Origin of the sequence: Halogeometricum sp. S3BR5-2, assembly GCF_031624635.1 — an archaeon.
Taxonomy (GTDB): Archaea; Halobacteriota; Halobacteria; order Halobacteriales; family Haloferacaceae; genus Halogeometricum; species Halogeometricum luteum.
Genome location: NZ_JAMQOQ010000002.1, coordinates 164,516 through 189,304 on the forward strand (window position 1 = coordinate 164,516; position 24,789 = coordinate 189,304).

29 protein-coding genes and 2 tRNA genes are annotated in these 24,789 nt (G+C 67.8%); 14 read left to right on the top strand and 17 right to left on the bottom strand.

Annotated features, from left to right (window positions below; translation table 11 throughout):
- Positions 1–7: 7 nt before the first annotated feature.
- Complete coding sequence (locus tag NDI79_RS07210) at positions 8–1,306, bottom strand: glycoside hydrolase family 68 protein (protein WP_310927805.1); 1,299 nt, start codon at positions 1,304–1,306, stop codon at positions 8–10.
- Between the two features lie 159 nt (positions 1,307–1,465).
- Here NDI79_RS07210 and NDI79_RS07215 point away from each other — a divergent pair, with 159 nt between their 5' ends.
- From NDI79_RS07215 to NDI79_RS07230, 4 genes are all read left to right on the top strand, one after another.
- Positions 1,466–2,398, top strand: coding sequence for an acyltransferase (locus NDI79_RS07215; protein WP_310927806.1), 933 nt, complete (start codon positions 1,466–1,468; stop codon positions 2,396–2,398).
- A gap of 63 nt (positions 2,399–2,461) precedes the next feature.
- Complete coding sequence (locus NDI79_RS07220; RefSeq protein WP_310927807.1) at positions 2,462–2,794, top strand: DUF7577 domain-containing protein; 333 nt, start codon at positions 2,462–2,464, stop codon at positions 2,792–2,794.
- 146 nt (positions 2,795–2,940) lie between these two features.
- Positions 2,941–3,726, top strand: coding sequence for an Nmad3 family putative nucleotide modification protein (locus NDI79_RS07225; protein ID WP_425499585.1), 786 nt, complete (start codon positions 2,941–2,943; stop codon positions 3,724–3,726).
- A 60-nt stretch (positions 3,727–3,786) separates the two neighbouring features.
- Positions 3,787–4,254, top strand: a complete 468-nt coding sequence (locus NDI79_RS07230; protein WP_310927808.1) for a hypothetical protein — start codon at positions 3,787–3,789, stop codon at positions 4,252–4,254.
- A 237-nt stretch (positions 4,255–4,491) separates the two neighbouring features.
- Here the strand turns inward: NDI79_RS07230 and NDI79_RS07235 are convergent.
- Positions 4,492–4,562 (bottom strand) — tRNA-Gly (locus NDI79_RS07235).
- Between the two features lie 258 nt (positions 4,563–4,820).
- Here NDI79_RS07235 and NDI79_RS07240 point away from each other — a divergent pair.
- Complete coding sequence (locus NDI79_RS07240) at positions 4,821–5,648, top strand: NAD+ synthase (protein ID WP_310927809.1); 828 nt, start codon at positions 4,821–4,823, stop codon at positions 5,646–5,648.
- A gap of 47 nt (positions 5,649–5,695) precedes the next feature.
- Here the strand turns inward: NDI79_RS07240 and NDI79_RS07245 are convergent, their stop codons facing one another.
- Positions 5,696–6,400 carry an enoyl-CoA hydratase/isomerase family protein gene (locus NDI79_RS07245; RefSeq protein ID WP_310927810.1) on the bottom strand — a complete coding sequence of 235 codons (705 nt, stop codon included), beginning with the start codon at positions 6,398–6,400 and terminating at the stop codon, positions 5,696–5,698.
- Positions 6,401–6,460: 60 nt separating this feature from the next.
- Between NDI79_RS07245 and NDI79_RS07250 the strand changes: the two genes are divergently transcribed.
- The 4 genes from NDI79_RS07250 (at position 6,461) to NDI79_RS07265 (ending at position 10,039) form a co-directional block, all read left to right on the top strand.
- On the top strand, positions 6,461–7,138 hold the full coding sequence (locus tag NDI79_RS07250; RefSeq protein WP_310927811.1) for a DUF7114 family protein: 678 nt from the start codon (positions 6,461–6,463) through the stop codon (positions 7,136–7,138).
- Between the two features lie 82 nt (positions 7,139–7,220).
- Positions 7,221–7,292: transfer RNA gene (locus NDI79_RS07255), tRNA-Thr, on the top strand.
- A gap of 816 nt (positions 7,293–8,108) precedes the next feature.
- Positions 8,109–8,357 (top strand): hypothetical protein, encoded by a 249-nt coding sequence (locus NDI79_RS07260; protein WP_310927812.1) that lies wholly within the window; start codon positions 8,109–8,111, stop codon positions 8,355–8,357.
- A gap of 815 nt (positions 8,358–9,172) precedes the next feature.
- Positions 9,173–10,039 (top strand): MBL fold metallo-hydrolase, encoded by an 867-nt coding sequence (locus NDI79_RS07265; RefSeq protein WP_310927813.1) that lies wholly within the window; start codon positions 9,173–9,175, stop codon positions 10,037–10,039.
- Between the two features lie 3 nt (positions 10,040–10,042).
- Here the strand turns inward: NDI79_RS07265 and NDI79_RS07270 are convergent, their stop codons facing one another.
- Positions 10,043–10,666, bottom strand: coding sequence for a metal-dependent hydrolase (locus NDI79_RS07270; RefSeq protein ID WP_310927814.1), 624 nt, complete (start codon positions 10,664–10,666; stop codon positions 10,043–10,045).
- Between the two features lie 115 nt (positions 10,667–10,781).
- Here NDI79_RS07270 and NDI79_RS07275 point away from each other — a divergent pair, with 115 nt between their 5' ends.
- The 4 genes from NDI79_RS07275 (at position 10,782) to NDI79_RS07290 (ending at position 13,698) form a co-directional block, all read left to right on the top strand.
- The gene (locus tag NDI79_RS07275; protein ID WP_310927815.1) at positions 10,782–11,420 is read left to right on the top strand and encodes a DUF2238 domain-containing protein; all 639 of its coding nucleotides are present in this window, start codon (positions 10,782–10,784) and stop codon (positions 11,418–11,420) included.
- A 119-nt stretch (positions 11,421–11,539) separates the two neighbouring features.
- On the top strand, positions 11,540–12,214 hold the full coding sequence (locus NDI79_RS07280; RefSeq protein WP_310927816.1) for a potassium channel family protein: 675 nt from the start codon (positions 11,540–11,542) through the stop codon (positions 12,212–12,214).
- 444 nt (positions 12,215–12,658) lie between these two features.
- Positions 12,659–13,165: a DUF7384 family protein gene (locus NDI79_RS07285; RefSeq protein ID WP_310927817.1), complete on the top strand. Its 507-nt coding sequence runs from the start codon at positions 12,659–12,661 to the stop codon at positions 13,163–13,165.
- A 146-nt stretch (positions 13,166–13,311) separates the two neighbouring features.
- The gene (locus NDI79_RS07290; protein WP_310927818.1) at positions 13,312–13,698 is read left to right on the top strand and encodes a DUF1428 domain-containing protein; all 387 of its coding nucleotides are present in this window, start codon (positions 13,312–13,314) and stop codon (positions 13,696–13,698) included.
- 144 nt (positions 13,699–13,842) lie between these two features.
- Here the strand turns inward: NDI79_RS07290 and NDI79_RS07295 are convergent, their stop codons facing one another.
- The 10 genes from NDI79_RS07295 to NDI79_RS07340 all read right to left on the bottom strand — a co-directional run bounded on the left by NDI79_RS07295 (position 13,843) and on the right by NDI79_RS07340 (position 21,166).
- Positions 13,843–14,487, bottom strand: a complete 645-nt coding sequence (locus NDI79_RS07295; RefSeq protein ID WP_310927819.1) for a non-canonical purine NTP pyrophosphatase — start codon at positions 14,485–14,487, stop codon at positions 13,843–13,845.
- A gap of 97 nt (positions 14,488–14,584) precedes the next feature.
- Positions 14,585–14,875: a DUF5808 domain-containing protein gene (locus tag NDI79_RS07300; protein ID WP_310927821.1), complete on the bottom strand. Its 291-nt coding sequence runs from the start codon at positions 14,873–14,875 to the stop codon at positions 14,585–14,587.
- Positions 14,876–14,974: 99 nt separating this feature from the next.
- The gene (locus NDI79_RS07305; protein WP_310927822.1) at positions 14,975–16,639 is read right to left on the bottom strand and encodes a bifunctional N(6)-L-threonylcarbamoyladenine synthase/serine/threonine protein kinase; all 1,665 of its coding nucleotides are present in this window, start codon (positions 16,637–16,639) and stop codon (positions 14,975–14,977) included.
- Between the two features lie 40 nt (positions 16,640–16,679).
- On the bottom strand, positions 16,680–16,997 hold the full coding sequence (locus NDI79_RS07310; RefSeq protein ID WP_310927823.1) for a 30S ribosomal protein S24e: 318 nt from the start codon (positions 16,995–16,997) through the stop codon (positions 16,680–16,682).
- A 156-nt stretch (positions 16,998–17,153) separates the two neighbouring features.
- Complete coding sequence (locus tag NDI79_RS07315; RefSeq protein ID WP_310927824.1) at positions 17,154–17,687, bottom strand: GTP-dependent dephospho-CoA kinase family protein; 534 nt, start codon at positions 17,685–17,687, stop codon at positions 17,154–17,156.
- A 6-nt stretch (positions 17,688–17,693) separates the two neighbouring features.
- Positions 17,694–17,891, bottom strand: a complete 198-nt coding sequence (spt4, locus tag NDI79_RS07320) for a transcription elongation factor subunit Spt4 (RefSeq protein ID WP_310927825.1) — start codon at positions 17,889–17,891, stop codon at positions 17,694–17,696.
- Positions 17,892–18,470, bottom strand: coding sequence for a DNA-directed RNA polymerase (locus tag NDI79_RS07325; RefSeq protein ID WP_310927826.1), 579 nt, complete (start codon positions 18,468–18,470; stop codon positions 17,892–17,894). It lies immediately after the preceding gene.
- Positions 18,471–18,477: 7 nt separating this feature from the next.
- Positions 18,478–18,852, bottom strand: coding sequence for a type II toxin-antitoxin system VapC family toxin (locus NDI79_RS07330; protein ID WP_310928700.1), 375 nt, complete (start codon positions 18,850–18,852; stop codon positions 18,478–18,480).
- A 71-nt stretch (positions 18,853–18,923) separates the two neighbouring features.
- Positions 18,924–20,153: a translation initiation factor IF-2 subunit gamma gene (locus tag NDI79_RS07335; protein WP_310927827.1), complete on the bottom strand. Its 1,230-nt coding sequence runs from the start codon at positions 20,151–20,153 to the stop codon at positions 18,924–18,926.
- A gap of 155 nt (positions 20,154–20,308) precedes the next feature.
- Positions 20,309–21,166 (bottom strand): DUF6517 family protein, encoded by an 858-nt coding sequence (locus NDI79_RS07340; RefSeq protein ID WP_310927828.1) that lies wholly within the window; start codon positions 21,164–21,166, stop codon positions 20,309–20,311.
- 104 nt (positions 21,167–21,270) lie between these two features.
- Here NDI79_RS07340 and NDI79_RS07345 point away from each other — a divergent pair, with 104 nt between their 5' ends.
- The gene (locus NDI79_RS07345) at positions 21,271–22,254 is read left to right on the top strand and encodes a DUF5787 family protein (protein WP_310927829.1); all 984 of its coding nucleotides are present in this window, start codon (positions 21,271–21,273) and stop codon (positions 22,252–22,254) included.
- Positions 22,255–22,267: 13 nt separating this feature from the next.
- Here the strand turns inward: NDI79_RS07345 and NDI79_RS07350 are convergent, their stop codons facing one another.
- The 3 genes from NDI79_RS07350 to NDI79_RS07360 all read right to left on the bottom strand — a co-directional run bounded on the left by NDI79_RS07350 (position 22,268) and on the right by NDI79_RS07360 (position 24,783).
- Positions 22,268–22,474, bottom strand: coding sequence for a hypothetical protein (locus NDI79_RS07350; protein ID WP_310927830.1), 207 nt, complete (start codon positions 22,472–22,474; stop codon positions 22,268–22,270).
- 5 nt (positions 22,475–22,479) lie between these two features.
- Positions 22,480–23,304, bottom strand: a complete 825-nt coding sequence (locus NDI79_RS07355; RefSeq protein ID WP_310927831.1) for an MBL fold metallo-hydrolase — start codon at positions 23,302–23,304, stop codon at positions 22,480–22,482.
- Between the two features lie 87 nt (positions 23,305–23,391).
- Positions 23,392–24,783 (bottom strand): ATP-binding protein, encoded by a 1,392-nt coding sequence (locus NDI79_RS07360; protein WP_310927832.1) that lies wholly within the window; start codon positions 24,781–24,783, stop codon positions 23,392–23,394.
- Positions 24,784–24,789: the final 6 nt, after the last annotated feature.

Here is a 24,789-nt window from a genome sequence, read left to right on the forward strand (position 1 = left end):
CTCAGTCTCAGTAGTACCGCGGTCCGCCGCCCGCGTCGTCCGCGCCCGCGAACGGGTCGGCCGGAAGCGACTCCCGCGCGAGGGGGAGGTGGCCGTGGTCGAGGGTGCCGAGGATTCGCGTCTCTCTTCCGTCGAGTCCGACGCGCACCGTCGGCGCGAGGGTGCCGCCGAACCGGCGCATCTGCTCGTCCTCCGAGAGGAGGGCCACGTCGTCCATCGACGGGCGGTCGTAGTCGAAGTAGTTGAAAAAGGAGGTGACGAGCAGTTCGTCGCCGTGGTCGTACGCGAGCCACGAGTACGCCTGGAACGGCGCGTTCGCGGGGTTCGTCAGCACCATCCCGTGGCCGTTCAGCGGTTCGTACTCCCCTCGCAGGCCGTCGGCGGCGAAGCCGTACAGCGCGTCGTACCCCTCGATTCCGGGCGCGAACGTGTGGTGGTGGCTGGAGACGAACAGGTAGTACGTCCCGTCGCGGACGACCAAGTGCGGCCGTTCGAGTTCCTGATTGACGCAGACGGCGTCGAGGAGCGGGGGTCGGAGTTCGAAGTCCGTCGGGTCGCCCGTCGGCGAGTGCGCGATGCCGACGCTGCCGTTGAACTCCTGTTGCGCCGCGTCGCCGCCGCAGGCGTCCGACCCCTCGGGAACGGGCGTGTTCGCCTCGAACAGCAGGTACGTCGCCCCGTCCTCGTCCTCGAAGAACCACGGGTCGCGGAACGTGTACGTCATGCCGCGGCTCTGCTCCTCGCGTTCGTACCGTTCGCCGTCCGGTTCGAGGAGCACCGAGTGGTCCCACGGGCCGTCGATGTCGACGCCGTCCCCGTCGTCGCCGGGCGAAATCGTTCCCCCTTCCGCCAGAGCGATGCGCTGGGAGTACGAGAGGTCCGCCTCGTCGGCCGTCCCCGCGGCGGTGTAGTAGACGTACACGTCCCCGTCGTCGTGAAGGGCCGACCCCGCCCACTGCCGGGAGCCGAGCATCCCCGCCTCGAACACGCGGCCGCCCGTCTCCCAGGACTTCCCGTCGGTCGAGTAGAAGTAGCGCAGCGTCGCCACGTCGTGGCGTTTTCCCGGGAGGAGGTCGGAGGAGGCCGTAAGCGCGACGATGACGCGACAGCCGTTCACCTCCGCGGGCGACCCGTCTCGGTCGCGGAGCCACCAGGTGTCCCAGACGTGCAGGTCCTCGTCCAGACGCTCCGACGGGGGATAGATTATCGGTGTCACGTTCGTCTCGTCGCGTCGCAACTCCGCCGCGTGGTCGCGCGTCCACGCCGACCGACCGTCGGGCGCGTTCGGACCGTCGTCGCCGCTCATGCCGCTAGCTACCCGCAACTCCCTGAAGTGCCCGTCGGTCTCGAATCGTTTACTACACCCGTGGTGATTCGTTCGGCACGGCTCCGTCGCCCGACTCCGGTCCTCCGGTGTCTCCGCACAACCGAACGGATTTGTTTCGCGGGGACGAAGCGACGCCCCATGACGAAAGTCCACGTCTCTCTCCCCGCGGAGGCGGAACGGAACGTCCAGGCGTTCATCGACGAGGTGGACGAGCGACTCTCCTCGGCGGAGGACACGTGCGAAGTCGTCACCGAGACGCTCGTGGACCTCCACGGCGACCGGGCGGCGTACGAACGCTGGCAGGCCGGGAAGGACCTCTCGGCCGCCGAACGCGTCCGTCTACAGGGGTACGACCCCTGCAACGCGACGCTGGAGTCGGAGTACTACGCCGAGAAGGACGAGGAGCGCTTCGAGGAGTCGAAGTACCTCCAGTGGCTCTGGCGGCAGTTCGACGCGACGCCGATGGCCGACAACATCCACTTCGCCCTTCGCTTCAGACAGATGCTCGCCGAGCACCTCTTCGCCGACTGCGGGGAGAACTGCCGGTTCTTCAAGGGCATCTCGTTCACCTACGGGCACAACATCTCCGTCGGGGACAACACCGTCATCCACGACGACGTCCACCTCGACGACCGCGGGAAACTCACCATCGGAGACCGCGTCTCCATCTCCGACGGCGTCCACCTGTACAGCCACGACCACGACGTGGTCGACCAGACCGAGATACGTAACTTCCACACCGTCGTCGAGGACGACGCGCGCGTCACCTACGACGCGATGGTTCGCGCGGGCATCCACGTCGGAGCCAACAGCGTCGTCGGCGCGCGGTCGGTCGTGCAGGGCGACGTGCCCGCCCACCACATCGTCGCCGGCACGCCGGCCAAGAGCATCCGCGTCAAGCCCGGGTGGGAGTCCGTCGCCGACGCCGTCGAGGACCGCCTCGTCAACCGGCAGGACGAGCGCGAAATCGAGTACGACCTGCCCGAAGACCTCGACACGTTCGACGAGTTCGGCCGGACGCTGACGCCGCCGGACGACCCCGACGCGCCGGGAGCCGAGTCGAACGACTGACCGCGCCGACCGCCCCCTCGACCACCCCGAAGCGTAAAGTCCCTTGGCAACGAATAGCACAGTATGGACGCGTGGGGATGGATCGCAGTCTACGCCGTCGGTCTCGCGGCCCTCCAGTTGTTGGTGTACCGCTACCTGCTCAGCGGCGACGACGAGGTGGGGTACGACCGGGTGTTCCGCGACAGGGACGACCGCCCCGACTCCGTCGCCTCCGGGAGCGACCGCGGGGGGTCGGCCCGTCCGACCCGCCTCGCCGCGTCACCCGGACGCGTCGAACGCACCCGCGAGGGCGCCGACGCCGACAGCAGGGGTCGGTACTGCCCCCGGTGCGGCACGATGAACGAACCCGACCCGACGTTCGACCGCTGCTGGAACTGCGCGAACCGACTCGCCTGACCGGCGGTCCCCCGCCGACTCGCCGATTCGTCGATTCGCCGACTCGCCGATTCGTCGATTCGTCGATTCGTCGATTCGTCGACTCGCCGCCCCGAACCGGCGGCGAACCGGACGCGCTTATCCCTCCGGGGCGCGCCGTGATACCCGTGACCAGAGCCGTCGCCATCAACGTCGCCGCGAACTCCTCGCTTCCGGGCGTCCGCGGCCCCGTCTACCCCGACGGGACGTTCGCGTACGTCCCCATCCCCGAACGGAAACCGACGCGCCCGGACGCGTCGGTGCCGACGTACGCGGACCTCGACCCGCCGGTCGACCTCCCCGAGTCGGTCCGCGATTCGCGCGTCCACCTCGACCCGGAGTTCGCGGGCTACCCCCACTGCGAGCGCCACACGTACGGCGACGAACACGGGGTAAAAGCCGGCCCCCTCTCCCGACTCGACCCGGGCGATTGGCTGTTCTTCTACGCCACGCTGGACCGTCGGGAGTGGTCGGACGAGACCACCGGTTCCGTCGACGTCGCCGGAGACGCGCCGGACGCCGGCGTCGACACCGACGCCGCGGACTACCTCGCGCCGGAGTGGGGCGCGTACCTCATCGGCGGGTTCGAGGTTGACGCGGCGCTCACCCCCGAGGCGTACGAGTCGCTCCCCGACGCGGAACGCGCCCGCTTCGCCAACAACGCGCACGTCAAGCGCGAGACGTTCGACGCGGCGGTGCTGGTGGCGGGCACCGACCGCTCGGGGCTGTTCGACCGCGTCGTCCCCCTCTCCTCGCCCGACGCGGGCGCCGACGCGAACCGCGTCGTCACCGACCTCTCGAACGACTCCGGAAAGGGGCCGTGGTGGCGGCGCGTCCTTCGCTTCGACGCCGAGGCGACGGCGACGCTCCTCGAACTCGTCGAGTCGCGGGAGTTCGACCCGTATCTCGATTGACTCGATACTAGAACAGTCTTCGAAGCGAATGTTTTTGCCCTCCGGCGGGAAGAGTTCCTCATGGACGGATGGGAGTACCCGCTCTCGCGCCGTCGCCTCCTCGCCGCGAGTGCGGCGGGCGCGGCGGCCATCGCGGGGTGCGGGGGGACGAACGCGCGAAACGAACGGGCCGCGGCCCGGCGGAGTCTGGGGTACGTCCGCGTCGTGAACGAGGACGAGGCGGACCACACGGTCCACATCATGGCCGAACGGGAGGACGAGATGGCGTTCTGGTCGTCGTACGACCTCGGCGGGGCGAACAGCATCTCGTCGCCGCTTCCGGTGAAGGGGCCGTGGGTCGACGACGGCGGCGCGTACACGCTGTACTTCCGTCTCGACGACGACGCGGAGTGGACGACGTTCGATACCGAGAGCACCGACGCCGACTGCTACGGGTTGGAGGTCCGAGTCGAGAACGACGAACTCGGCCTGTGGACCGAACAGCGGCCGGCGGTGTGCAGCACAGGAACGGAGACGACCGCCGAGTAATCGGGTCGAAGGTGCGCCGACTGGGAGTCTCGGGAACGGGCGGAGCGAGCGACCGAAACGTCGACGGAGGAGCGAAGCGAGTCCGTCGGAGGTTGAACCTCAGTCGCTCGCGTCGCTCGCTCCGTAATTCAATTCCCGCTACGGCGATTTCGTCTCACTGTGTTCGACAGAAATGCGCCGACCGGGACCGAGCAGACCGTAGGTCTGCGAGGGTCGGTCGGCGAGCGACCGTGGGAGTGCGCCGACCGGGAATCGAACCCGGACTATTAGCTTGGGAAGCTAATGTCCTACCATTGGACCATCGGCGCGCTTCGTTTCACTCGCGCTCCGGAGTCAATCTCGCTTCGCTCGATTGACCATCGGCGCTCACTTCGTTCGCCCCGCGGCCGACCTCGCTCCGCTCGATCGACCATCGGCGCGCAACTGTAGATTGCTCTCCGGTCACACTTGAACGTAGCGTTTCGCTGACCTCCGCCCGTCGCGCGGCCGATGAAACTGAACGCGCGTCCAGGGAACGCCGCTGATGGGTGTTTATTAGTTCTCCGAGGTGGTAGCCTCGCTTGATTATGGACGCCACCGTGCTGAGCGACACTGCCCCGTTGGACCTCCGCCTCTCGCCCGACGAACTGGAGACCACGCGCGACCACATCGTCGAGTTCCTCCGGAGCGTCGTGGACGACGCCGGCGCCGACGGGGCCGTCCTCGGCCTCTCCGGCGGCATCGACAGCACGACCGTCGCCCACCTCGCCGTCGAGGCCCTCGGCCCGGAGAACGTCCACGGCGTGGTGATGCCGAGCGAGGTGAACACCGACCGGAACATGAGCGACGCCGAACGCGTCGCCGAGGATTTGGGCATCGAGTACGACGTGGTCGAGATTCAGCCCATCGCCGAGACGTTCTTCGACGCGTTCCCCGAGGCGGCCGACGACCAGGTCGCCGCCGGCAACGTCTACGTCCGGACGCGCGGCGTGCTGAACTACTTCGTCGCCAACGCCGAGAACAAACTCGTCCTCGGGACGGGCAACCGCTCGGAGGCGATGACGGGCTACTTCACGAAGTACGGCGACCAGGCGGTCGACTGCAACCCCATCGGCAACCTGTACAAACAGCAGGTGCGGCAACTCGCCGCCGCGATGGGCGTCGAGGAGGACCTCGTGATGAAGACGCCCTCCGCGGAGATGTGGGAGGGCCACAGCGACGAGGACGAGATGGGCCTCGACTACGACACCCTCGACGCCATCCTCGCGATGCACGTCGACGGACCGCTCTCGAAGTCCGCCACGGTCGACCACCTCGGCGTGACCGAAGCACAGGTCGACAGAGTCGTCGAACTGGTCGACGGCAGCGAGCACAAGCGGCACATGCCGCCCGCGCCGGAACCGCTCGATATCTGAGCCGGCGACGACGCGAACCCGGACGGTCACTCGCGGTCCCCCTTTTCTCAGCCGTCTCTCTCCTCCCGGATGTCGTCGACGTACCGTTCGTGCAACCGGGCGAACGCCTCGGCCTCGGCCCGTTCTCGCGTCTCGTCGTCCGCGTCGTCGCGGAGGCGCGCTTTCACCGCGCGCAGGGCGTCCGGCCGATTCGCCGCTATCTCGTCGGCCACCGACCGCGGGTCGTCGACGACGCGGGAGACGAGTCCCATCCGCCGGGCCTCCGGCGCGTCCACGACCCGACCCGAGAGCGCGAAGTCCAGCGCCTCGCCCTCGCCGACGATTCGCGGGAGGCGGACGGTGCCGCCCCACGCGCCGAACAGGCCGAAGCGGACGCCCGGTTCCGCGAACGTCGCCCGCGGGGTGGCGACCCGCACGTCGCAGGCGAGAGCGAGTTCTACACCTCCACCGCGGGCCGCGCCGTCGATTCCGGCGACGACGACGACGGGCGCGTCGGCGATGGCGTTCGCGACCTGCTGTCCCTGCCGAGCGAACGCCTCGGGGTCGTCGAGCGCCGCCACGCTGTCGAGGTCCGCGCCGGCCGAGAACTGTCCGCCCGCCCCCCGGAGGTAGACCACCGGCGTCGAATCGGGGTCCGCGCCCGCCACGGCGGCCGCCAGTTCGTCGAGGTCCGAAGGCCGGAGCGCGTTCCGCCGGTCGGGTCGGTCGACGGTCACGACCCGAACCGGTCCGTCCGCCGTCGTTCGAATCATGCGCGTCCCTCCTGCGCGTTTTCCAAAGGTCTTTGCCCTTCCCGCCGTAACTTTCGGTTAATGGACGACGCCGTGCGGGCCCGCGACGCCGCGCGCGAGGCGATCGACGATATCGAGCCGGACCGCCTCCGTGCGGTGTTGTTCGACCGCCTCGACGACGCCTCGATGACGCCCGGTGCGCTGACGCTCCTGAGCGCCCGCGCGCTCGAACCCGGCGTGGACGTAGACGCCGACGGACTCGCCGAACGCGCCGCCGGCGTCCAACTCATCTACGAGGGACTCCGACTCACGCGGACCTTGGCACACGAGGAACCGTGGCTCAGCGGCGACGACGAGGACATCGCCGGCGACCTGGACGTCATCGCCGCCGACGTGCTCGTCTCCCGCGGGTTCTACGTGCTCGCGCGGACCGACGCCGCCGACCGGGCCGTCGAGGTGGTCCGCGCGTTCGGCCGCGACCAGACGCTCCGCCGGGCGCAGGACGCCGCCGACGCCGTCGACCGGAACCTCGAAGCGGATATCTTCACACTCGCCGTCGTCGCCGGGACGACGGCCGTCGGCGGCGACGCCCCGCCCGCCCTCCTCGAGTACGCCGCCGAACTGGCCCGCGAGTGCGACGCCGAGGAGGACCTCCCGCCGGCGACGACGGCGTTTTCGGACGCCACCACCGAGCGCATCGCGTCGCTGTCGGTGGCCAGCACGACGGACGACCGGGTGCCGTCGTCGGCGGATCGGTGACGTTCGGTCGCGTGGAACTCCGTGACGTAGGCGGGTCGAATCGAAACGCCTAAAGACGAATCCGGACAACGAACGTATGCGCGCCTGGGTAGCTTAGCGGTAAAGCGCGTCCTTGGTAAGGACGAGAGCCGGGGTTCAAATCCCCGCCTAGGCTCTTTCCTCCGTACACTCCTTGTACGCACACTTTTCTGGCTATACTCGTCTGAACGAAACCCGTTCAAGATTCGCTTCTCTCGTTAAACAGGGCATCCCTCGCCGTAATGCGATTCGCTAAATTGTCAGGACACACAAAACAATCCACAGACAGCGGCGGGATAGACCCGAAATCGACCGGGGGCGCGTCCCCTCAAGCGACACCCCGGATTTCGATAATTAACGCTCTCACAGAGAGGAATGAAAGTTAGTCAGGACTATGATAGAACACCCTCGATGCGGCGAGATACGGGTGAAGGATTCGGTGGATTTGGCCCCGGTGGTCGTGGCCGTGAGCCACATCATCGAGGGGGCTGTTCCTTCTGTCCCTCGATGTGGTGAGTAGCCTCAGTAGGTACAGGCTGTGGGTATATCAGCGCAGATGTCATACCTTACGCGTAATTCGCCTTTGCTCGTCGGTACGCGGTGAGAACAAAATACAGACCGATAGCTACCACGAACAGCCAAGCTGGGTCTGTGAACAGGTCGATTAAGAACGTTACAGGAGGTTCACTGAGAATCGAAGCGATAAGAACTCCAAGAACGGCGAGGAACGCGATGAAAATGCATCCCATGAATACCGTATCACGGAGAACTGAACGTCGGCTCATACCAGCAATACCTCTGGATACCTCATACGTCTTCCGCTGTTACACACGCACACCTACTGAGCGGCTGTTTCACTCCAAGTCAGTTGGGGAGAACTCGCCTCGATGTGGTGAGAAGCTTCGGAAAGTACAGGGAAAGAGCCAAGCAAAAGCGGCTTGTTTCAACCCGTATGAATCAGAGGCGAATTGGAGATATTTTTCTCGGGGTGACGATGGTCTTGATAGGTGTCGCCCCGCTGGGATTCGCCCTAACTGGATGGGGAGACCTGATGGCAGGCAACGGATTCAGTGCAATCTCGGGGAACCTCACGACACTTCTTGAAGTGGTTTTCATAGCTTTTGGGTTAGTTTTAGTCGTAGCAGGCATCAACGTCGTAAGAAATGGCCGTTCCGAGTCGGATACACCTTCACTCTACTAATTCGGAGAGTCTTCTTGCGACTCAGTTAAGAATCGGTGTGTACAGGTATCATGCCTACACTCCGTTTTGGAAGATTAAGGCAATACTTGCTGTGTAATCTTCCATTCTGTTTATACTTATGTATGAGTAATATTGACTGGGCGTAGCACGGAGTGACCACATATGGTCTCTTGACGTGCATTCCGGCACACCCAACCACACCCCAGTGGAATATCGGCACCTCTCCCACAGAGGAGCTTCTCCCTGCTGCGTCTATTCAAAACGGTAACTTCGCACGCTCTACTATCCAACTGGTTCACCTCAGTTTCTCTGAAACGAACGTGGTACTCCCCAGTCGATGAAGTGGGCCACACGTATGAACCACACAACACCCCTCACAATTATGGTGTGTCGAGTACGGCAACACTCACCCGAACACGTTTGTCGATTTCCGGTGTCCACAGACGGCATACGGGGCCGAATACCCAATTCTTTTATAAGTGGCGTTGCTAATAGAGAGATAAGAAGCGCGCAAAGTGGACGTTTGCGGCAAAGGTAGCCGCTTTCAGGGCCGAAGGCCTCCTCGGTAAAGCAAGTCCTTGGTAAGGACGAGAGCCCGGGTTCAAATCCCGGCCTAGGCTTTCTGTGAACTCAGACCCCCGAGCGACAGCGAGGGGTCCCGAGTGGACGAAAGCCGGACCCGCGGACTTGAACGCACGAGCGCCAGCGAGCGAAGTTCAAATCCCGGCCACACTGCTGCATTCACCCACCCATCTGCGCTCTCCGTTGAATACACAAGTCTCGCTTCTAACCCTCCTCGCGCGTAACCACGACAAGTGAGCCAGACCCTCGAACTCCCCGAATCCGAAGACGCCGACGCCGAGAACGGTTCCGTCTTCTTCGTCGGGACGGCCACCGTAATCATCAGATACGCCGGATTCACTATCCTCACCGACCCCAACTTCCTGCACAGCGGCGACCACGCCCACCTCGGGTACGGCATCCGCTCGGAACGCACGACCGACCCCGCAATCGACATCGAGGACCTGCCGGAGGACCTCGATTTCGTCCTGCTGTCGCACTACCACGGCGACCACTTCGACCACGTCGTCGAGGAGAAATTGGATAAGAACCTCCCCATCGTGACCACCGAACACGCCGCCGAGGAACTCGAAGAGAAAGGGTTCCGCGAGACGTACGCGATGGACACCTGGGAGGAAGTAACGGTTCGAAAGGGCGAGGTGGAACTGGACATCACCTCGACGCCGGGCCGGCACGGCCCGCCGGTGGTCGAGAAGGCGCTTCCGCCCGTGATGGGGAGCGTACTCGAATTTCGCCCGACGGGGGGCGACGGGCGAACCTCCTTCCGACTGTTCATCAGCGGCGACACGGTGATGTACGACGAGTTGGAGGAGATTCCCGAGCGGTTCCCGGACATCGACCTCGCGCTCTTGCACCTGGGCGGAACCGAGATTCTCGGCGTCCTCCTGACGATGGACGCCGAACAGGGCGTCGAGGCCGTCGAACTGTTCGACGCCGACGAGAACGTTCCCGTCCACTACGACGACTACGAGGTGTTCCAGTCGCCGCTATCGGACTTCGAAGAGGCCGTCGAGGCGGCGGGCCTCGAAGACCGGGTCGCGTACGTGGACCGCGGGGACACCTATCGGTTCGAGGCGTCGGCATCTACCGAAGAAATGTAGGCGCTACCGGAAGTCCTCGACGAACCGCTCGGGCATCCGTTCGACCACGTTCTCGGGCATCGCGTCCACGGCCGTCTGCGCGGCGACGACCATCGGCTTCCGCAGCAGCACGTACACCGCCGAGACGCCGAGGGCGACGAACACGCCCGTCTGGACGAGGCCGTCGAAGGCGTATATCGCCGGCAGGGCGAACACTCCCGCCGCCAGCAGGTCCTCGGGAGCGCCGTCGTACCGAATCCAGCGACGCGGCGGAATCCACCGCTTGTGGTAGTGGCTGTAGACGGCGCGCTCGGAGGTGCCCAGCCACGGTTTGAGTTCGAGGCCGCCGCCGAAGGCGTCCATCACCGAGTGCAGCGCCGCGCTCGCGAGGAACAACGCCACCGACAGCGTCAGCGTCGTCGGCGCGAACGCCGCGACCAGCAGTGCGGGCGCGGCGAGGGCGCTGAAGTACACCGGGAAGTGAAGCGTCTTGCGGTGCCCCGCGTAGAGGTCGAAATCGGGGAAGAGGCCGCCGAGGGCGGCGGCGAGCACGGGTAGCGGCGTCGCGCCGGCGGCGCTCTCGGGGAACACCGCGGCGACGACGACGGCGAGCACGACCCCCGCGAGGGCGTGCGTAGTAGCCATCATCGGACTGACCTATGACGAAGGACGGAAAAACAGTTTCGCGTCTCGTGTTAACACGTGAAATCGGACACGTCGACGCGAGGCGGGGTTTATCGGTGCCTGTCGCGTACGAGGGGGCATGAGGTGGCGACTCCCGCCGAACGTGGGTTCGCTGGCCGCCGGAGGGATGCGACTGGCCATCGCGGGCGTCCTCGGCGTCGGCGTCGCCACGCTGAACGCCAGCATCGTCATCAACGCCGCGGGCGCACTGGCCATCACCTACCTCCCGGCGTTCCTGAGTCGGGACTGGGGCATCCGCCTCTCCCCGTCGCTCACGCTGTGGGTGACGGCCGCCGTCCTGCTCCACGCCCTCGGCATGTTGGGTCTGTACGACGACCTGTGGTGGTACGACCACCTCACGCACACGCTCTCGGCGATGCTGGTGGCTGCCATCGGCTACGCGGCGACGCGCGCCGTCGACGAGTACAGCGACGCCGTCTACCTCCCTCCGCGGTTCCTGTTCGTGTTCATCCTGACGTTCACGCTCGCCGCCGGCGTGCTCTGGGAGGTGCTGGAGTTCTTCACCCGCCTCGCGGCCGACTTCTTCGGCATCGAGGCCGTCCTCGTCCAGTACGGCCTCTCGGACACCATCGTCGACCTGGTGTTCGACACCGTCGGCGCCGTCATCGTCGCCCTGTTCGGGACGGAGACGCTCTCGGGCGTCGTCGACGCCCTCCACCAACGTCTGGAGGATACCCGGACCGACCGCCTCCGGTAGCGCCGCCTCGACGCCCGTGCCGCGCGCCTCCCGCCGTCCTTTCGTCTCTCGCCACATCCCTCCCCGCACCTCCTCCGTCGGGTCTACGCTTTTATCCTCCGCCGCCGTCAGGTGCGTGTATGAAGGTTGTTATCGTGGGGTACGGTCGCGTCGGCGCGCGAACCGCGCTCGTACTGCGGGAGGAGGGCCACGAGGTGACGGTCGTCGACAACGACGAACGGAAGGTCGAACGGGCCGAGGAGGCCGGTTTCGAGGTGGTCGAGGGCGACGGCAGCAGCGAGGCCGTCCTTCGCCGCGCGGGCGCGGAGGAGGCCGACGCCGTCGGCGGACTGACCGGCGACCCGAACGTCAACTTCGCGGCCTGCATGATCGGTAAGGAGTTCGGCTGTCGGGCGGTCATGCGCGTCAGCGAGGACTACCGACAGGAGATATACGAGCGCTACGCCGACGACGTGGACGACGTCATCTACCCCGAACGCCTCGGCGCGGCCGGCGCGAAGACGGCGCTGCTCGGCGGCGACTTCAACGCCATCGGCGAGTTGACCGAGCAGTTGCGCCTCTCGATGCTCGTCGTCCCCGAGGGGGCGCCCGTCGTCGGCCGGAAGGTCGCGGACGTGGACCTCGGCGCCGACGGACGCATCTACGCGCACGGCGGCGCCAGGGAACCGATGACCATCCCGCTGCCCGGAACGACCGTCGAGGCGGGCGACAGACTCGCCCTCGTCGCTGACCGCGACCGGTTCGACGACGTCCGGCGCGTGCTCCTGGGCGAAGACAGAAGGGGGAACGCGTAGACGCGGCGCCACGGGGGAGCGACGCCGCGCCGACCGTCGGGGTGCCGACCGACGGTCGGGTGTGCCGGGCGCGCGGGTGGGGGGATGGAACTGAGGCCGTCAGTCGTCGGCGTCCGCACCTGAGTTCCACCGGCTCCGCGATATCGCGGGCTCGACCGGGTGGAGACGTGCGAACGTCGGATGGCGCGCCCGCCGGGAGAGTGCCCGTCCCGGAACTTAAATCTGCGTCAGACGGAGGGGAGACGCCGCGCGGACGCCGAGAACTCCCGTTCCGCTCGGCGCGAGTACGAGCGCCACCCCCCGCCCGCCGTGACCGTCACACTTCTGTGCGCGTCGCCGCAACTGCTACCATGGAGACGTGGGACGCACTGTTCGACCGCGCGGCGCCGTACGGCGTCGACGAGGCGGCGATTCGGGAGACGCTGGAGTCGCGGCGCGAGGGCGATGACTGACGAGAAATCCGGTCCCGACACCGGACCCGAGACCGACCCCTCGCCGGCCCGCGTCGTCGCCGACGCGGACGTCCTCGCCGCGGACCTCCTCGTCGGCGGCGACGCCCGCGACGCTCTCGACCACCTCAGAGAGCACTCGTGGACGACGCTGCTCGCGAGCGACGCGCTCTTGGACGACGCCGAGGCCGTCGTCGCCGCCCTCGCGGACCCGGACCTCGCGTCCGACTGGCGGGAGCGCACGGAGGCGTGGCGCGAACCGGTGGACCATCCGGACGGCGACCACCCCGCTCTCGCCTCGGCTTACCGCGGCGGCGCGATGCACGTGCTCTCGTTCGACGACCGACTCACCTCCGCCCGCGCGGCGGCGGCGCTCGGCACACGCTTTCCGGTCAGCGTCCGCGACCCGCGCGCGTTCGCCTCGCTGTTCGACGCCGCGAGCCTGTACGAGGAAGTCGTCGGTGGCGAGTACGAGGGGCCGGACCGCGACCCGCGGGCGTAGCGTTTCTCGGCTGATATCGGCCGTCGCGGATGGGGTCTGAGTTCACTCGGGGTCGGGACCGTCCCCCAGAGGGCAGTATCCGCGAACGGGGTAGGTCACGGATAGTGTGAACAACGCTCAACCCTTCTCGCGCCCTATTCGAGGGGATGGGACGATACGTCGACGGGTTCGTGCTCGCCGTTCCGAACGAAAAGCTCGATGCGTACCGCGAGATAGCGGCGGAGGCCGGAAAGCTCTGGATCGAACACGGCGCGCTAGAGTACGTCGAAGCGGTCGGAGACGACGTGGAACCCGACACCGAGGGAATGCCGATGCGCACCTTCCCCGAACTCGCCGAGGCGGGAGACGACGACACGGTCGTGTTCTCCTTCATCGTGTTCGAGTCGCGGGAACACCGCGACGAGGTGAACGCGAAGGTGATGGAAGACCCCGAGATGAGTCCGGAGCGGTTCGAGGAGGGCGGGGAGATGCCGTTCGACGGGGCGCGGATGGCCTACGGCGGCTTCCGCTCCATCGTCGACTACGAGGGCTGACGCGGCGGTCGAACTCCTTCCGCTTCTCCCGAGTCTCGCTTCGTCGACCCCACGTTCCCGTTCGCTCGCTTCGCTCGTCCGTCGAGGTTTGCCTCGCTCACTTCGGAAGAACGCCGTTCTTCCGTGCTCCCGTTCGCCTTCGGCTCACGGGAACTCCGTTCGCTCGGCAAACCACTCCCCGAACTTCGCCAGCGCCCGCCCCCGATGCGACACCGCGTTCTTCTTCTCGCTCGACATCTCCGCGAACGTCGTCCCCTCGTGTTCGAATATCGGGTCGTATCCGAACCCTTCGTCGCCGCGCGGCGGGACGATGCGGCCCCTGACGGCCCCCTCGAACAGTTTCACCGGCACCGCCTCCGTCTCCTCGTCGCCCTGCTCGGCCCCGCGGGCGGCGGCGACCGTCCGGTCGTCACGGTCCACCGGGTCCGGACTCGCCTCGAACCCCTCGCCGTCGCAGTACGCGAGGACGCACCGGAACGCCGCCCGGCGCGGGTCGTCGAGTTCGCGTTCGGCCAGTCGGTGCACCGCCTCGACGCCGAGGGTATCCTCGACGTAGGAGGAGTACGGCCCGGGGAAGCCGTCGAATCCGTCGACGAAGAGGCCGGCGTCGTCGACGAGCACCGGTTCGCCGGCGTGGCGGTACGCCTCGCGGGCGCCGTGGGCCGCGATGGGACCGAGTTCCGCCGCCTGCACCTCGGTGTAGTCGTAGTCCAACTGCTCGACGGGTCCCTCGAGGTACTGGAGTGCCTCCCGCACCTTCCCGGGGTTCGTCGTGACGTATCGAAGCATCTACCGGGGAATCGCGGCGGTTCGGAGAAAGATGCGTCGGTGTCGGTCAGCGCCGGTGTCGGTCGTCTTCCGCCGTCGACTGCGGCCGTGACCGCGCTCAGTCGACGATGACCTCGACGGGGCCGTCGTCCTTGTCCTCGTCCTCGTCTTCGAGGTCCGGGCCGGGCGCGGAGGAACTCCGTTCCTGCCAGAGGAGGACAGCGACGACGGCGACGACGACCCACGACCGCCAGTTCGCGAGGTTCAGCGTGTAGCCGACGCCGAACGGCTTCTTCACGAGCATCTTCTGCCCGGGCTTCCAGTACGACGACAGCATCCGGCCGAGAGACGGACGTTCGAAGTTGTACGGCACGCCCAGAATCTCGCCTTTTTGCGGCTTGTCTGCCATGTAGGCTGGATACAGCCGCGCCGGATAAATCGTTTTGGTCCGAACGGGGGGACGTTCGTCCGTCGGTTTCGACCGCGGGCGGAGGACGGAGGCGGGAGTCTACTGATACCGGCCGCGTCCCTCGACCTGTCGGAGGCGCGCGAGGGCGTCCTCGTCGTCCGACGCCGGCCGGTCGGCCCCGTCGCGCGCGGCGGCGGCGTATCCCGCCTCGAACGCCCGCAGGAGCGGTTCCGGTTCGTCGGCGGTGCCCTCGACGCTCTGCTCGAAGACGTGCAGGTCCATCGCGCGGTCCTCGACGTGTCCGGTGTGGTAGCCGAGTCCGAAGTCGAGGAGGTACACCCGGTCGCCGTCCACGCGGACGTTCCGCGTCGTCGGGTCGCCGTGGACGAACCCCGCTCCGTGGACCGCCGCGAGGTGCTCGCCGACCGTCCGGCAGCGCTCGGCGGTCAGCCCCCCCGCGAGGTCCGACTCGCCGACGTACTGGAACACGATGGTCCCCTCGGCGGGGTCCACGTCGCGGACGACGGGCGTGGGGACGCCCGCCCGCCGCGCGAGACTCGTCAGGCGCGCCTCCGCGCGGGTCCGCTCCGTGCGGAGTCGCTCGTCCAGTTCCGGATGTCGGTACGTCTTCGGAACGCGCCGCTTCACGACGCTGTCGCCCTCGAACGTCACCGTCGCCTCGGCGCCGCGCACCTCGTCGGGAGTGGTCGCCGAGTCCGCCGCCCGACCCGCCTCCCCCGCGGCCGCCGGGTCGCGGGCGACCGACTCCTCGCCGTCGCGCCACGTCACCGGCACCTGGTCGGGCCGGAAGTTCGGGTCGACGGCCGAATCGGGTATCGAGACGGTGTCGCCCGCGTCGAGCATCCGCGCGCCGAGGACGGCTATCATCCCCGCGTTGTCCCGGAGGAAGCGCGGTTCGGGCGCGTAGAATTCGGCGCCTCGCTGTTCGCACATCTCCGCGAGCATCTCCCTGAGTCGCTCGTTCTGCCCGACGCCGCCGCCCAAGACGAGTTCGTCCGTCCCCGTCAGCGACAGCGCTCGCTCGGCGACTTCGGTCAGCATGGCGAACACCGTCTCCTGCAGGCCGCGGCAGACGTCCTCGACGGGGACGCCGTCGTCGTGCGCCTGCTTCGCCGCCGACATGATGCCCGAGAAGGAGAAGTCCATCCCCTTCACGACGTACGGCAGGTCGTGGTACTCGCCGTCGCGGGCGGCCTCCTCGACTTTCGGACCGCCGGGGTGGCTCCACCCGACGTGGCGGGTGAACTTGTCGATGGCGTTGCCGACGCCGGTGTCCATCGTCTCGCCGAGAACGCGGTAGCGGCCGTTGTGGTAGCCGAGGAGGTGGGCGTTCGCCCCCGAGGCGTTCAGACAGACCGGCGAGTCGAACCCCGAGCCGTGGCGGCCGATTTCGAGGTGCGCGACCATGTGGTTGACGCCGACGAGGGGGACGTCGAGCGTCTGCGAGAGGGCGCGCGCGGCCGTGCCGACGATGCGGAGGCAGGGGCCGAGGCCGGGGCCGCGCGAGAACGCCACCGCGTCTATCCCCCCGCCGTCGCCCTCGCTCGTCTCCGCGGCGCGGTCCAGCACCGTGGAGACGACGTCGGGGATGGCGCCGCCCATGTGCTCGGCCGCCTCGCGCGGGTGGATGCCGCCGCTGTCGGGTTCGTACGGGTCCGACTCGATGAACACCTCGCCCGTCTCCGAATCGAAGAGCGCGGCGCTGGCGGCCCAGGCGGTGCCTTCGATACCCACGATGCGCATTGAGAACGTTGAGAACGGTTCCGAGTTCGGGGCGGCCGGTTCAGGCCTCTTCGGCTTCCGCTTCGCCGTCGCCCTCTTCGGCCTCTATCTTGTTCCGGTCGAGCATGTAGTCCTGCTCGACGTCGCGGGCGAACTCCGGCGAGGTGTACACCTTCGCGTAACCGGCCGTCTTCCGCATGCCGAACTTCGTGTTCAGCGCGTGGATGACGACTTCGTCGGAGTCCTTGTTCAGTTTCGCCGCGAGGCTGTCGCGGACCGACAGGCGGGAGGGGGTCGCGTCCTCGTGGGTGACCTCGAACCGAACGTCCGTTCGGTGCAGCATCGGATTCTCGTCTTCGGAGATGACTTCGATTTCCATAGTCAGTTGGGTTAGAATCCTCCCGAAAGGAGTAAAAGGATTTCGAAGGGCCGAGATGCCCGTAAGAGGTCCGTCTGCACCGCTCTCGTGGGTCTCGACCCGACTCGCCGCGGAAACGAAGAACGGAACGGGACCGCACATCTCCGCGCCCGCGGGTCACTCCTCCGCGAGTGCGATGAGGGCGTCCGCGTCGCCCTCCATCCGCCGCAGCAGCGACCGCATCTCGGCTTTCGATTCCTCTGTCACCTCGACCAACACCATCCCCTCGTCGGGTTGGCCGTAGACGACGCTGGCGCCGACCGGCGCCGAGAGCACCGCCGGCAGCGTCGCCAGGTCCTCCTCGCCGTCGACGACGACGGTGACGGGCCCTTCTTCATCCAACGCCTCGCGGACGGCGACGACCAGCGCCTCCGTTATCTCCCCCGCGGGGTTCGACACGTCGCGGCGCGACTCGGGGTCCGACAGCGCCCGCCGTATCTCCTCGTCGACGGCGCTCCGCTTCGTCAGGCCGTCGACGACGGCCACGTCCGGCGCTCGGCCGAACTCGCGGAGGTGGTAGGTGACCACGTCGCCGACGGCGACGAGGGGCGCCTCGGCGTCCGCCGCGTCGAGCAGTCGCTCGACGTCCGTGTGGAGGGGGCCGAACGGCTCTTTGAACTCGCCTCTGAGGTCGGCCGGCAGTTCGAGCATCGCCGGTCAGCGGACCTTCAGCGCGTAGCCGCCGGCCTCGTCCACGTTCATCTCCGTCGCTATCTCGCTCGTCTCGGGGTGCGTGATGACGACGTAGCCGGCCCAGTCCTCCGTGAGACTCGACGAGCCGCAGTTCTCGCACGCCTGCGAGTCGGGCATGTTGATGAAGTGGCACTCGCGGCAGGCGAGGCGCGGCTTGGCCATCTACCGGCCCTCCGCTTCCGTCGTCGCCTCGGTGGTCTGGCGGTCGGCTTCGAGCCAGCCGTGCTTGCCGAGACCGGGCTGTTTGGCCGTGAGTCCGATCTTCGAGTCGCGCGGGTTGCGCTCGTCGATGCTCTTCGTGACGACGCGCACCCGCACGGAGTCGCCGACGCCGAGCGTGCGGTTCGACTCCGTCGAGGCGAGCTGTTGGTTCTCGCCGTCGTAGGCGAGGTACTCGTCGGAGATCTGCGAGACGTGCAGCAGGCCGTCGACGGGGCCGATGCCGACGAAGGCGCCGAACTCGACCACCTCGACGACCTGCCCGTCGATGACCTCCTGCATGTCGGGGTCGAAGGTGATGGCGTCGAACTCCGCCTCGTAGTAGACGCCCGCCCGTCCGGGCAGCACCGTCCCTTCGCCGATGTCGTGCACGTCGACGACGCTCACGACGCTCCCGACTTCTTCGTCCATCCGTCCTTCCAGCTTGTCCTGCAGGAGTCGCCTGACCCGCAACGGGGTCACGTCAGCGAGATGCTCCGGCGGAACCTCCACTGTGTCTTTGAGTCGTACCCGTTTGTACATCGTAGTGCTAAGGCTCTGTTATGTCCAGTTTGTCGCGCCCCCTTATACCGATTACCCGTACGCCGCGTTCGAGCAGTCGGTCGCGGAGGGGTCTGTCGTTCGTGACGACGTAGTCGACCCCGCGTCCTGCGAGTTCCACCACGGCGTCGTCAGCGTACGTCTCCTCGGCGTCGACGACACGACACCGGTCGGCGGCGAGGTCCGACCCGACGCTCGCCGCGACGGCCTCGGTCCCGCTCCCGTCGGAGAGCTTCTCCAGCTCCCGGACGACGGGTTCGGGCACCACGAGGTCCGCGTTCGCGGCCAGCAGTCGGTCGAGTTCCTCGAACACCCGGACGTCGAGTTCCACGGGCATCATCAGCGCGTTCGTGTCGAGCAGCACCGTGGTCGCCGCGCTCTCGGCGTCGGCGTCCGCGCTCGCGTCCGAGTCCGTCCGGTGTCGTGTCTCCGTCGTCACTTGAGGGTCCCGATACCGATGAGGCGCCACCGCGCGCCGACGCGGCGGTTGATGGCTATCTTCGCACCCTCGGCGGCGCAGACGGGGCGCTTCAGCGAGACTTCGGCCTCGCCCGAACGCGCGCTCGTCACCGCGCCGACGGTGGTGGCCGTGCCGACGGTGAGCATCAGCGGCTCGCCCGTCGATATCTCCTCTATCTCCTCTTCGTCCTCGCCGACGACGCGTTCGAGGAGGTCGACCGCCATCACGAACTCCTCGCGCGTCGGCGGCAGGGTACCGGGTTCGCCCGCGACCTGTCCGGCGAGGGCGTCGCCCTTCGTCAGACTCGGGTCGAGACCGGTTCCGACGCCGCAGAGACCGCCGGGACGCACCTCGTCGGTCATCTGCCCGCCCGCCTGCAGCGAGCGGATGTCGGTCGTGATGGGCCGCCACTCGGTCTGTCCGCCCTCGTCGACCTCGCGGCCGGGGCGGAGTTCGAGTTCCTCGCCCTCCGAGAGTTTCCCCTCGACGACCGACCCGCCGATGACGCCGCCGGAGAGGTCCTCCCACGTCGTCCCGGGCCGGTTGATGTCGAACGACCGCGCGGTGAACATCCGCGCGGCCTTCGTCTCGTCGCGTTCGGGCGTCGGAATCTCGCGCTCGATGGCGTCGATGAGGAGGTCGACGTTGACCTCCTGCTGGGCGCTGATGGGGACGATGGGGGCGTCCTCCGCGACGGTGCCCTTCACGAACTCCTGTATCTGCTCGTAGTTCTCGACCGCGCGGTCGCGGTCGACGAGGTCGACCTTGTTCTGGGCGACCACGATGTTGTCGATGCCGATGATGTCGAGCGCCATCAGGTGCTCTTCGGTCTGCGCCTGCGGCACCTCCTCGGTCGCGCTCACGACGAGGACGGCACCGTCCATGATGGCCGCGCCCGAGAGCATCGTCGCCATGAGCGTCTCGTGGCCGGGCGCGTCGACGAACGACACGGTCCTGAGTACGTCGGTCTCGTTGCCGTCTTCGTCCGTCTCGTCGACGGTGTAGCACTCCGGCGGGTCGACGCCGGGAATCTGTCGGAACGTCGCGTCTGCGTAACCGAGGCGGATGGAGATGCCGCGTTTCATCTCCTCGGAGTGCTGGTCGGTCCACGACCCCGACAACGCCTGCACGAGCGTCGTCTTTCCGTGGTCGACGTGACCGACGAGTCCGATGTTCACCTCCGGTTGCTGTGGATTTTGTGTCACCATTGACCTCCTGAGAGTAATCTTGGGGAAGTTTCGCCCCGAACGACTGATAAAGTTGCTGTTCTCGCGGCGCTGGACGCGCGCCGCGTGCCACCGAGACACGTACTGGCGCCCGATTCCGCCCCTTCGCTCTTTCGCTCCCCGACCGCTCGCCGCTACTCGACGCGGCGCATCAGGCCGAACAGTTCCTCTCGGTACGCCTCGGGCGTCAACCCGAGGTCGATGTCCACGCTGAGGTCGATGGCCGCCGAGGGCGACTCGGTCACCTCGCGCGCGAAGTTCGCCGCCGGGTAGGCGCCGCCGGCGACGAGCACCGACTCGTCGGCTATCCACGCCGCGAGGTGGCCGGCGACGGGTATCTCGCCGCCCTCGATGGTGATGGGTTCCTCGCCCACGTCGACGCCGAAGCCCTCGAAGGCGTACGTCGCCTCGTACTCCGTCAGGCGGGCCGACGCGCCCGAGGCCACCTCGAACGTCCCCGTCCCGACCCGTTCGACCGGCGCGAGGCCGGCCTCCTTCAGGCGCGCCTCGAACTGCGCCCGCGACTGCGACTCCACCTGCCCGAGCAGTTCCTTCCGCCCGGCGCCGGCGGGCAGACTCGTCAGGTCGGGGTCGAACGTCACCCGCGAGGCGAAGAACGTGGCGAACTGCCCGGACGCCTGCCCGAGCGTCTTCTCCTCGATTTCGGCCCGCAGGTCGGCGTCCTCGTACAGGAGCGTCCGCGTCGACGCCGTCACCGTCACCGGCCCGGCGTCCTGCTCGAACGCCGGGTCCTGCGTCACGTCGTCCACCTGTTCCCATCCGCCCTCGGAGAGGCGGCCCTCCGGGACGGTCGGCGGCCGCCGCGCCGCGCTGACGGTCCCCGAGGCGCCGCTACACCCGGCGAGCGCCGCCGTCCCCGCCGCGGCCGCGAGGCCGAGGAACGCGCGCCGCCGGTGGGTCGTCCCCGCCTGGTCGCGCGCCTGTCGGTTCGCTTCGTTCGCTTCCGTGCCCGGTTCTGTGTTCCCTTCCACGGCGAATCTCATCCGCCGGCGATAAAGTACCTTTTCCATGAATTATCTGATTTGATATAGGAGTGCGAGCCGCTTTTGCCCGCGCCGCGCCCACAGTCCCGTACGTGCACGCCGACCCCGACCGACCGCGGGAGTTCGCCTTCGAACTCGCCCTCTGCTCGCACCTCGAAGAGGCGACCGACTGGGTGCTCGGTCGGCAACTCGGCGCCGCCGTCGCCGCGCCCGCCCGCCGCGTCGTCGACGTCTGCGGACTCGTCCCCGGCCCGGCGTTCGACGACCGGGCGGCCGTCTCCGAGCAGACCGTTCCGGTTCGGGCTATCACGAGCGACGTCGGCGTCGGCGAGGCGGTGTTCTGGCGCGACGCGTTCGACTGCCACCGCGAGACGGCCAGGGAGACGGTCGACGCCGCCGTCGAGGCGGGCTTCTTCGAGTCCGAAATCCGCGGCGGCCGCGAGTACGTCCGTCGAACGACGCGCTACCCCGAGGACTGGTTCGCGTCGCTCGTCGGCGTCGAGAACAAACCCGACCTGGACGCCCCCGGCGACCTCGAACGCCAACTCCGAACGGACGTCTCGCTCGGCCTGTTCGACGAGGTGGTGTTGGCCACGGAGAGTCACGTCACCCGCGCGCACCTCAACCGTATCCCCGAGGCTGTCGGCGTCTGGCGGTTCGACCCGACGACGGGCGAGCGAACCGTCGTCCGAGAACCGACGCCGCTCGACCCCACCGCGCCGGGCGTCGAACTCGTCGCCGAACGCCCCCTCCGGACCGACGTGACCGTCGTCTCCGAAGCGGAGAAGCGACTCGCGCGACTCCGCGTCGCGGAGCGCACCTACGGCAAGGGCTGGCGGACGTACGAGTTCCCCCCGTGCGCGAACGTGCGGGCGACCGACGACGGCCGCCCCTACTGCGCGCACTTCGGCCGCGTGGTCGACCCCGGCCGCGAATGCGGCGGCGACTGCCCGGCGTTCGAGGCGGGCGACCCGCCCGCCGTCGACGCCGCGACGCTCCGGGACGACCGGACCCCGTGGGTCGGAGACCCCGCGGGCGTCGCGCGCCGGCAGAGCGGGCTGGACCGGTTCCTGTAACCGCGACCCGCGCTCACTCTTCGTTTCCGTCCCCGCCTCCGCGCTCCCCCCGGTCGGCGTGGACGAGGCCGACGGTCACGACGAACCCGAGGAAGACGACGAAGACGGCGCCGCCGACGAAGTCGACGCGCCCCGTCAGAACCACCGAGACGGCCGCGTAGACGACGCCGCCGACGAGGGCGCTGCCGACGGCGTACGGGAGTCCGGGCGGCGTCTCCACGGGACTCAGAGCTCGTACTGCTCGCCGTCGAGCGCCAGCGGTTCCTCGAACGCCTCCTCGACCGGATAGAAGTGCGCGGTGTGGACGAGTCGGGTCTGCTCGGCGTTCACGTCCGCGGCGAGGTCCAGGGCCCCCTCCCGCGTCATGTGCTTCGTGCCGAACGTGCGCGGGACGCCGTCGGCGTCGTGGTGCTTGCCGCCGAGCGGATGGTGCTCGCAGAGCGACGCCGGGACGATGGCGTCGGCCAAGAAGAGGTCCGGGTCCGCGAGCGCCTCCCTCGATTCCTCGGGGACGCCGTAGCTCGTATCGCCCGACAGCGAGAGTTTCGCGCCCGTCTCGGGGTCCTCGACCGTCAGCCCGAAGCAGATGAGGGGCGGGTGGTCGACGGGGACGAGCGTCACGTCCAGCCCGCACGTTCGGAAGGACTCGAAGGGAGTCTGCTCGCGCACCGTGATGCGGTCGAGGTAGTCGTACTTCTGCGAGACGGTGTCCGCGACGCTCTGCCCCGTCTTCGGGTCCACCTCGTCGGCCGCGTGGACCGGCAGGTCGTCGAACACCCGGTAGGCGTTCCCGAGGCCGTCGACGTGGTCGAAGTGGATGTGGCTGACGAGGCCCGCGTCGGGGAGGGGGACGTCGTGCGTCAGGAACTGCTGGCGGAAGTCGGGGCTGAAGTCGACGAGCAGCGACTCGCCGGTCCGCGTGTTCTCGACGTGGACCGAGAAGCGCGACCGCTCGACGCCGCGGGCGCGCGCCTCGCGGCAGGTGTCGCAGTCGCACCCGACGGTCGGCGTGCCCGTGGTGTCGCCCGTTCCGAGGAGGGTGACGCGCATCGTCGGGTGTAGGGGACGGCGGGGTGATAAGCGTAGTCGAAGGCGAAGGAGAAAATGCCGAGACCGCGGAACGGCGACGCGGCGCGCTCAGTCGTCGTGGGAGTGCCCGTGGTCGTTGGAGTGGCCGTCGCCGCTCCCGCCGCCGTCGCCCGCCACCAACTGCTCGCCGTCGGACATCATGTCCATGTTCTTGAGGTTGTCCCGTTCCTCGAAGTCCTCGACGGCGTCGAGGATATCCTCCTGCGTGAGCGACATCCGCTCTTCGGTGAGAGCCTCCAGCACGGCCTCGCGGAGGACCATGCGGAGGTCCGACCCGGTCAGTCCCTCGGTTCGCTCCGCGACGGAGTCGGGGTCGAACTCCGCCACGTCCATCCGCTTCGTGATGATGCGGAGGATGTCCGCGCGCATCTGGCGGTCCGGCTTGGGGAAGTTGACGATTTCGTCGAAGCGCCGCCACGCCGCCGCGTCGAGTTGGTCGGGGTGGTTCGTCGCCCCGATGAGGATGACCTCGTCGCGGATGAGCGAGATGTCGTCGATGCTCTTCAGCAGCGTGTTGACGGCGCGCTTGAGGGCGGCGTGCTCGTCGGACCGGCGGGTCTTCGCCACCGAGTCGAACTCGTCGATGAAGAGGATGCAGGGGGAGAGCCGTTTGGCCACCTCGAACGTCTTCTCGACGTTCTTGGCGGTCTCGCCGAGGTACTGGCTGGTTATCATCGACAGTTTCACCTCGACGAACGGGAGACCGAGTTCGTGTGCGAGAGCGCGGGAGACGGTCGTCTTCCCGGTTCCCGGCGGGCCGACGAACAGTATCTTCCCGATTTCGCGGAGGCCGATGTCCGCGAGGTACTCGCGGTGCTCGATGGCCTTCATCAGTTTCTGAATCTCCCCCTCCTGGTCGCGCGTCAGCACGAGGTCCGAGAGGGTCATCTCTATCTCCTCGGGCGCGCGGACCTGCACGAGGTCCAGCATCTCCGCGTCCTCCTCCTCGTCGAAGTACTGGTCGAGGAGGCTGTCGATCCAGACGCGGTCGGCCTGGATGGAGCGGGTCTGCTCGCGCGCCTCCGCGTGGGTCACGTCCACCTCGTCGCGGTCCTCGACGGTGGCGGCGATGGTCGGATTCGTCGACAACCGCTCGCGGTCGGCGCGTTCGAGATACCAGTCGACGGCCATCTCCGGTTGCGTCAGCGAGATGCGTCCGGAGAACTCCTCACGCTGGGTGAACATGAGGTCCGAGACCGCTTCCCAGGGGCGTTCGACGCCGGTCGCTTTGCGGGCGATGCTCTCCGTCACCACCAGGGGGCGTTCGATGCCGATGGGGGCCGTCTCGTCGCTGTCGTCCTCGTCGTCGTCGTCCGGCGGGTCCGTCCAAAAGACGCGGCGATACCGCGGCGGGAGGTCGTTCTCGTCTAACTCACGGTTTTCGGTGTACAGATTCGCCGTGAGGAGGAACTCGACCACCTCGAGAGCCGGGTCACTCATCCCAAC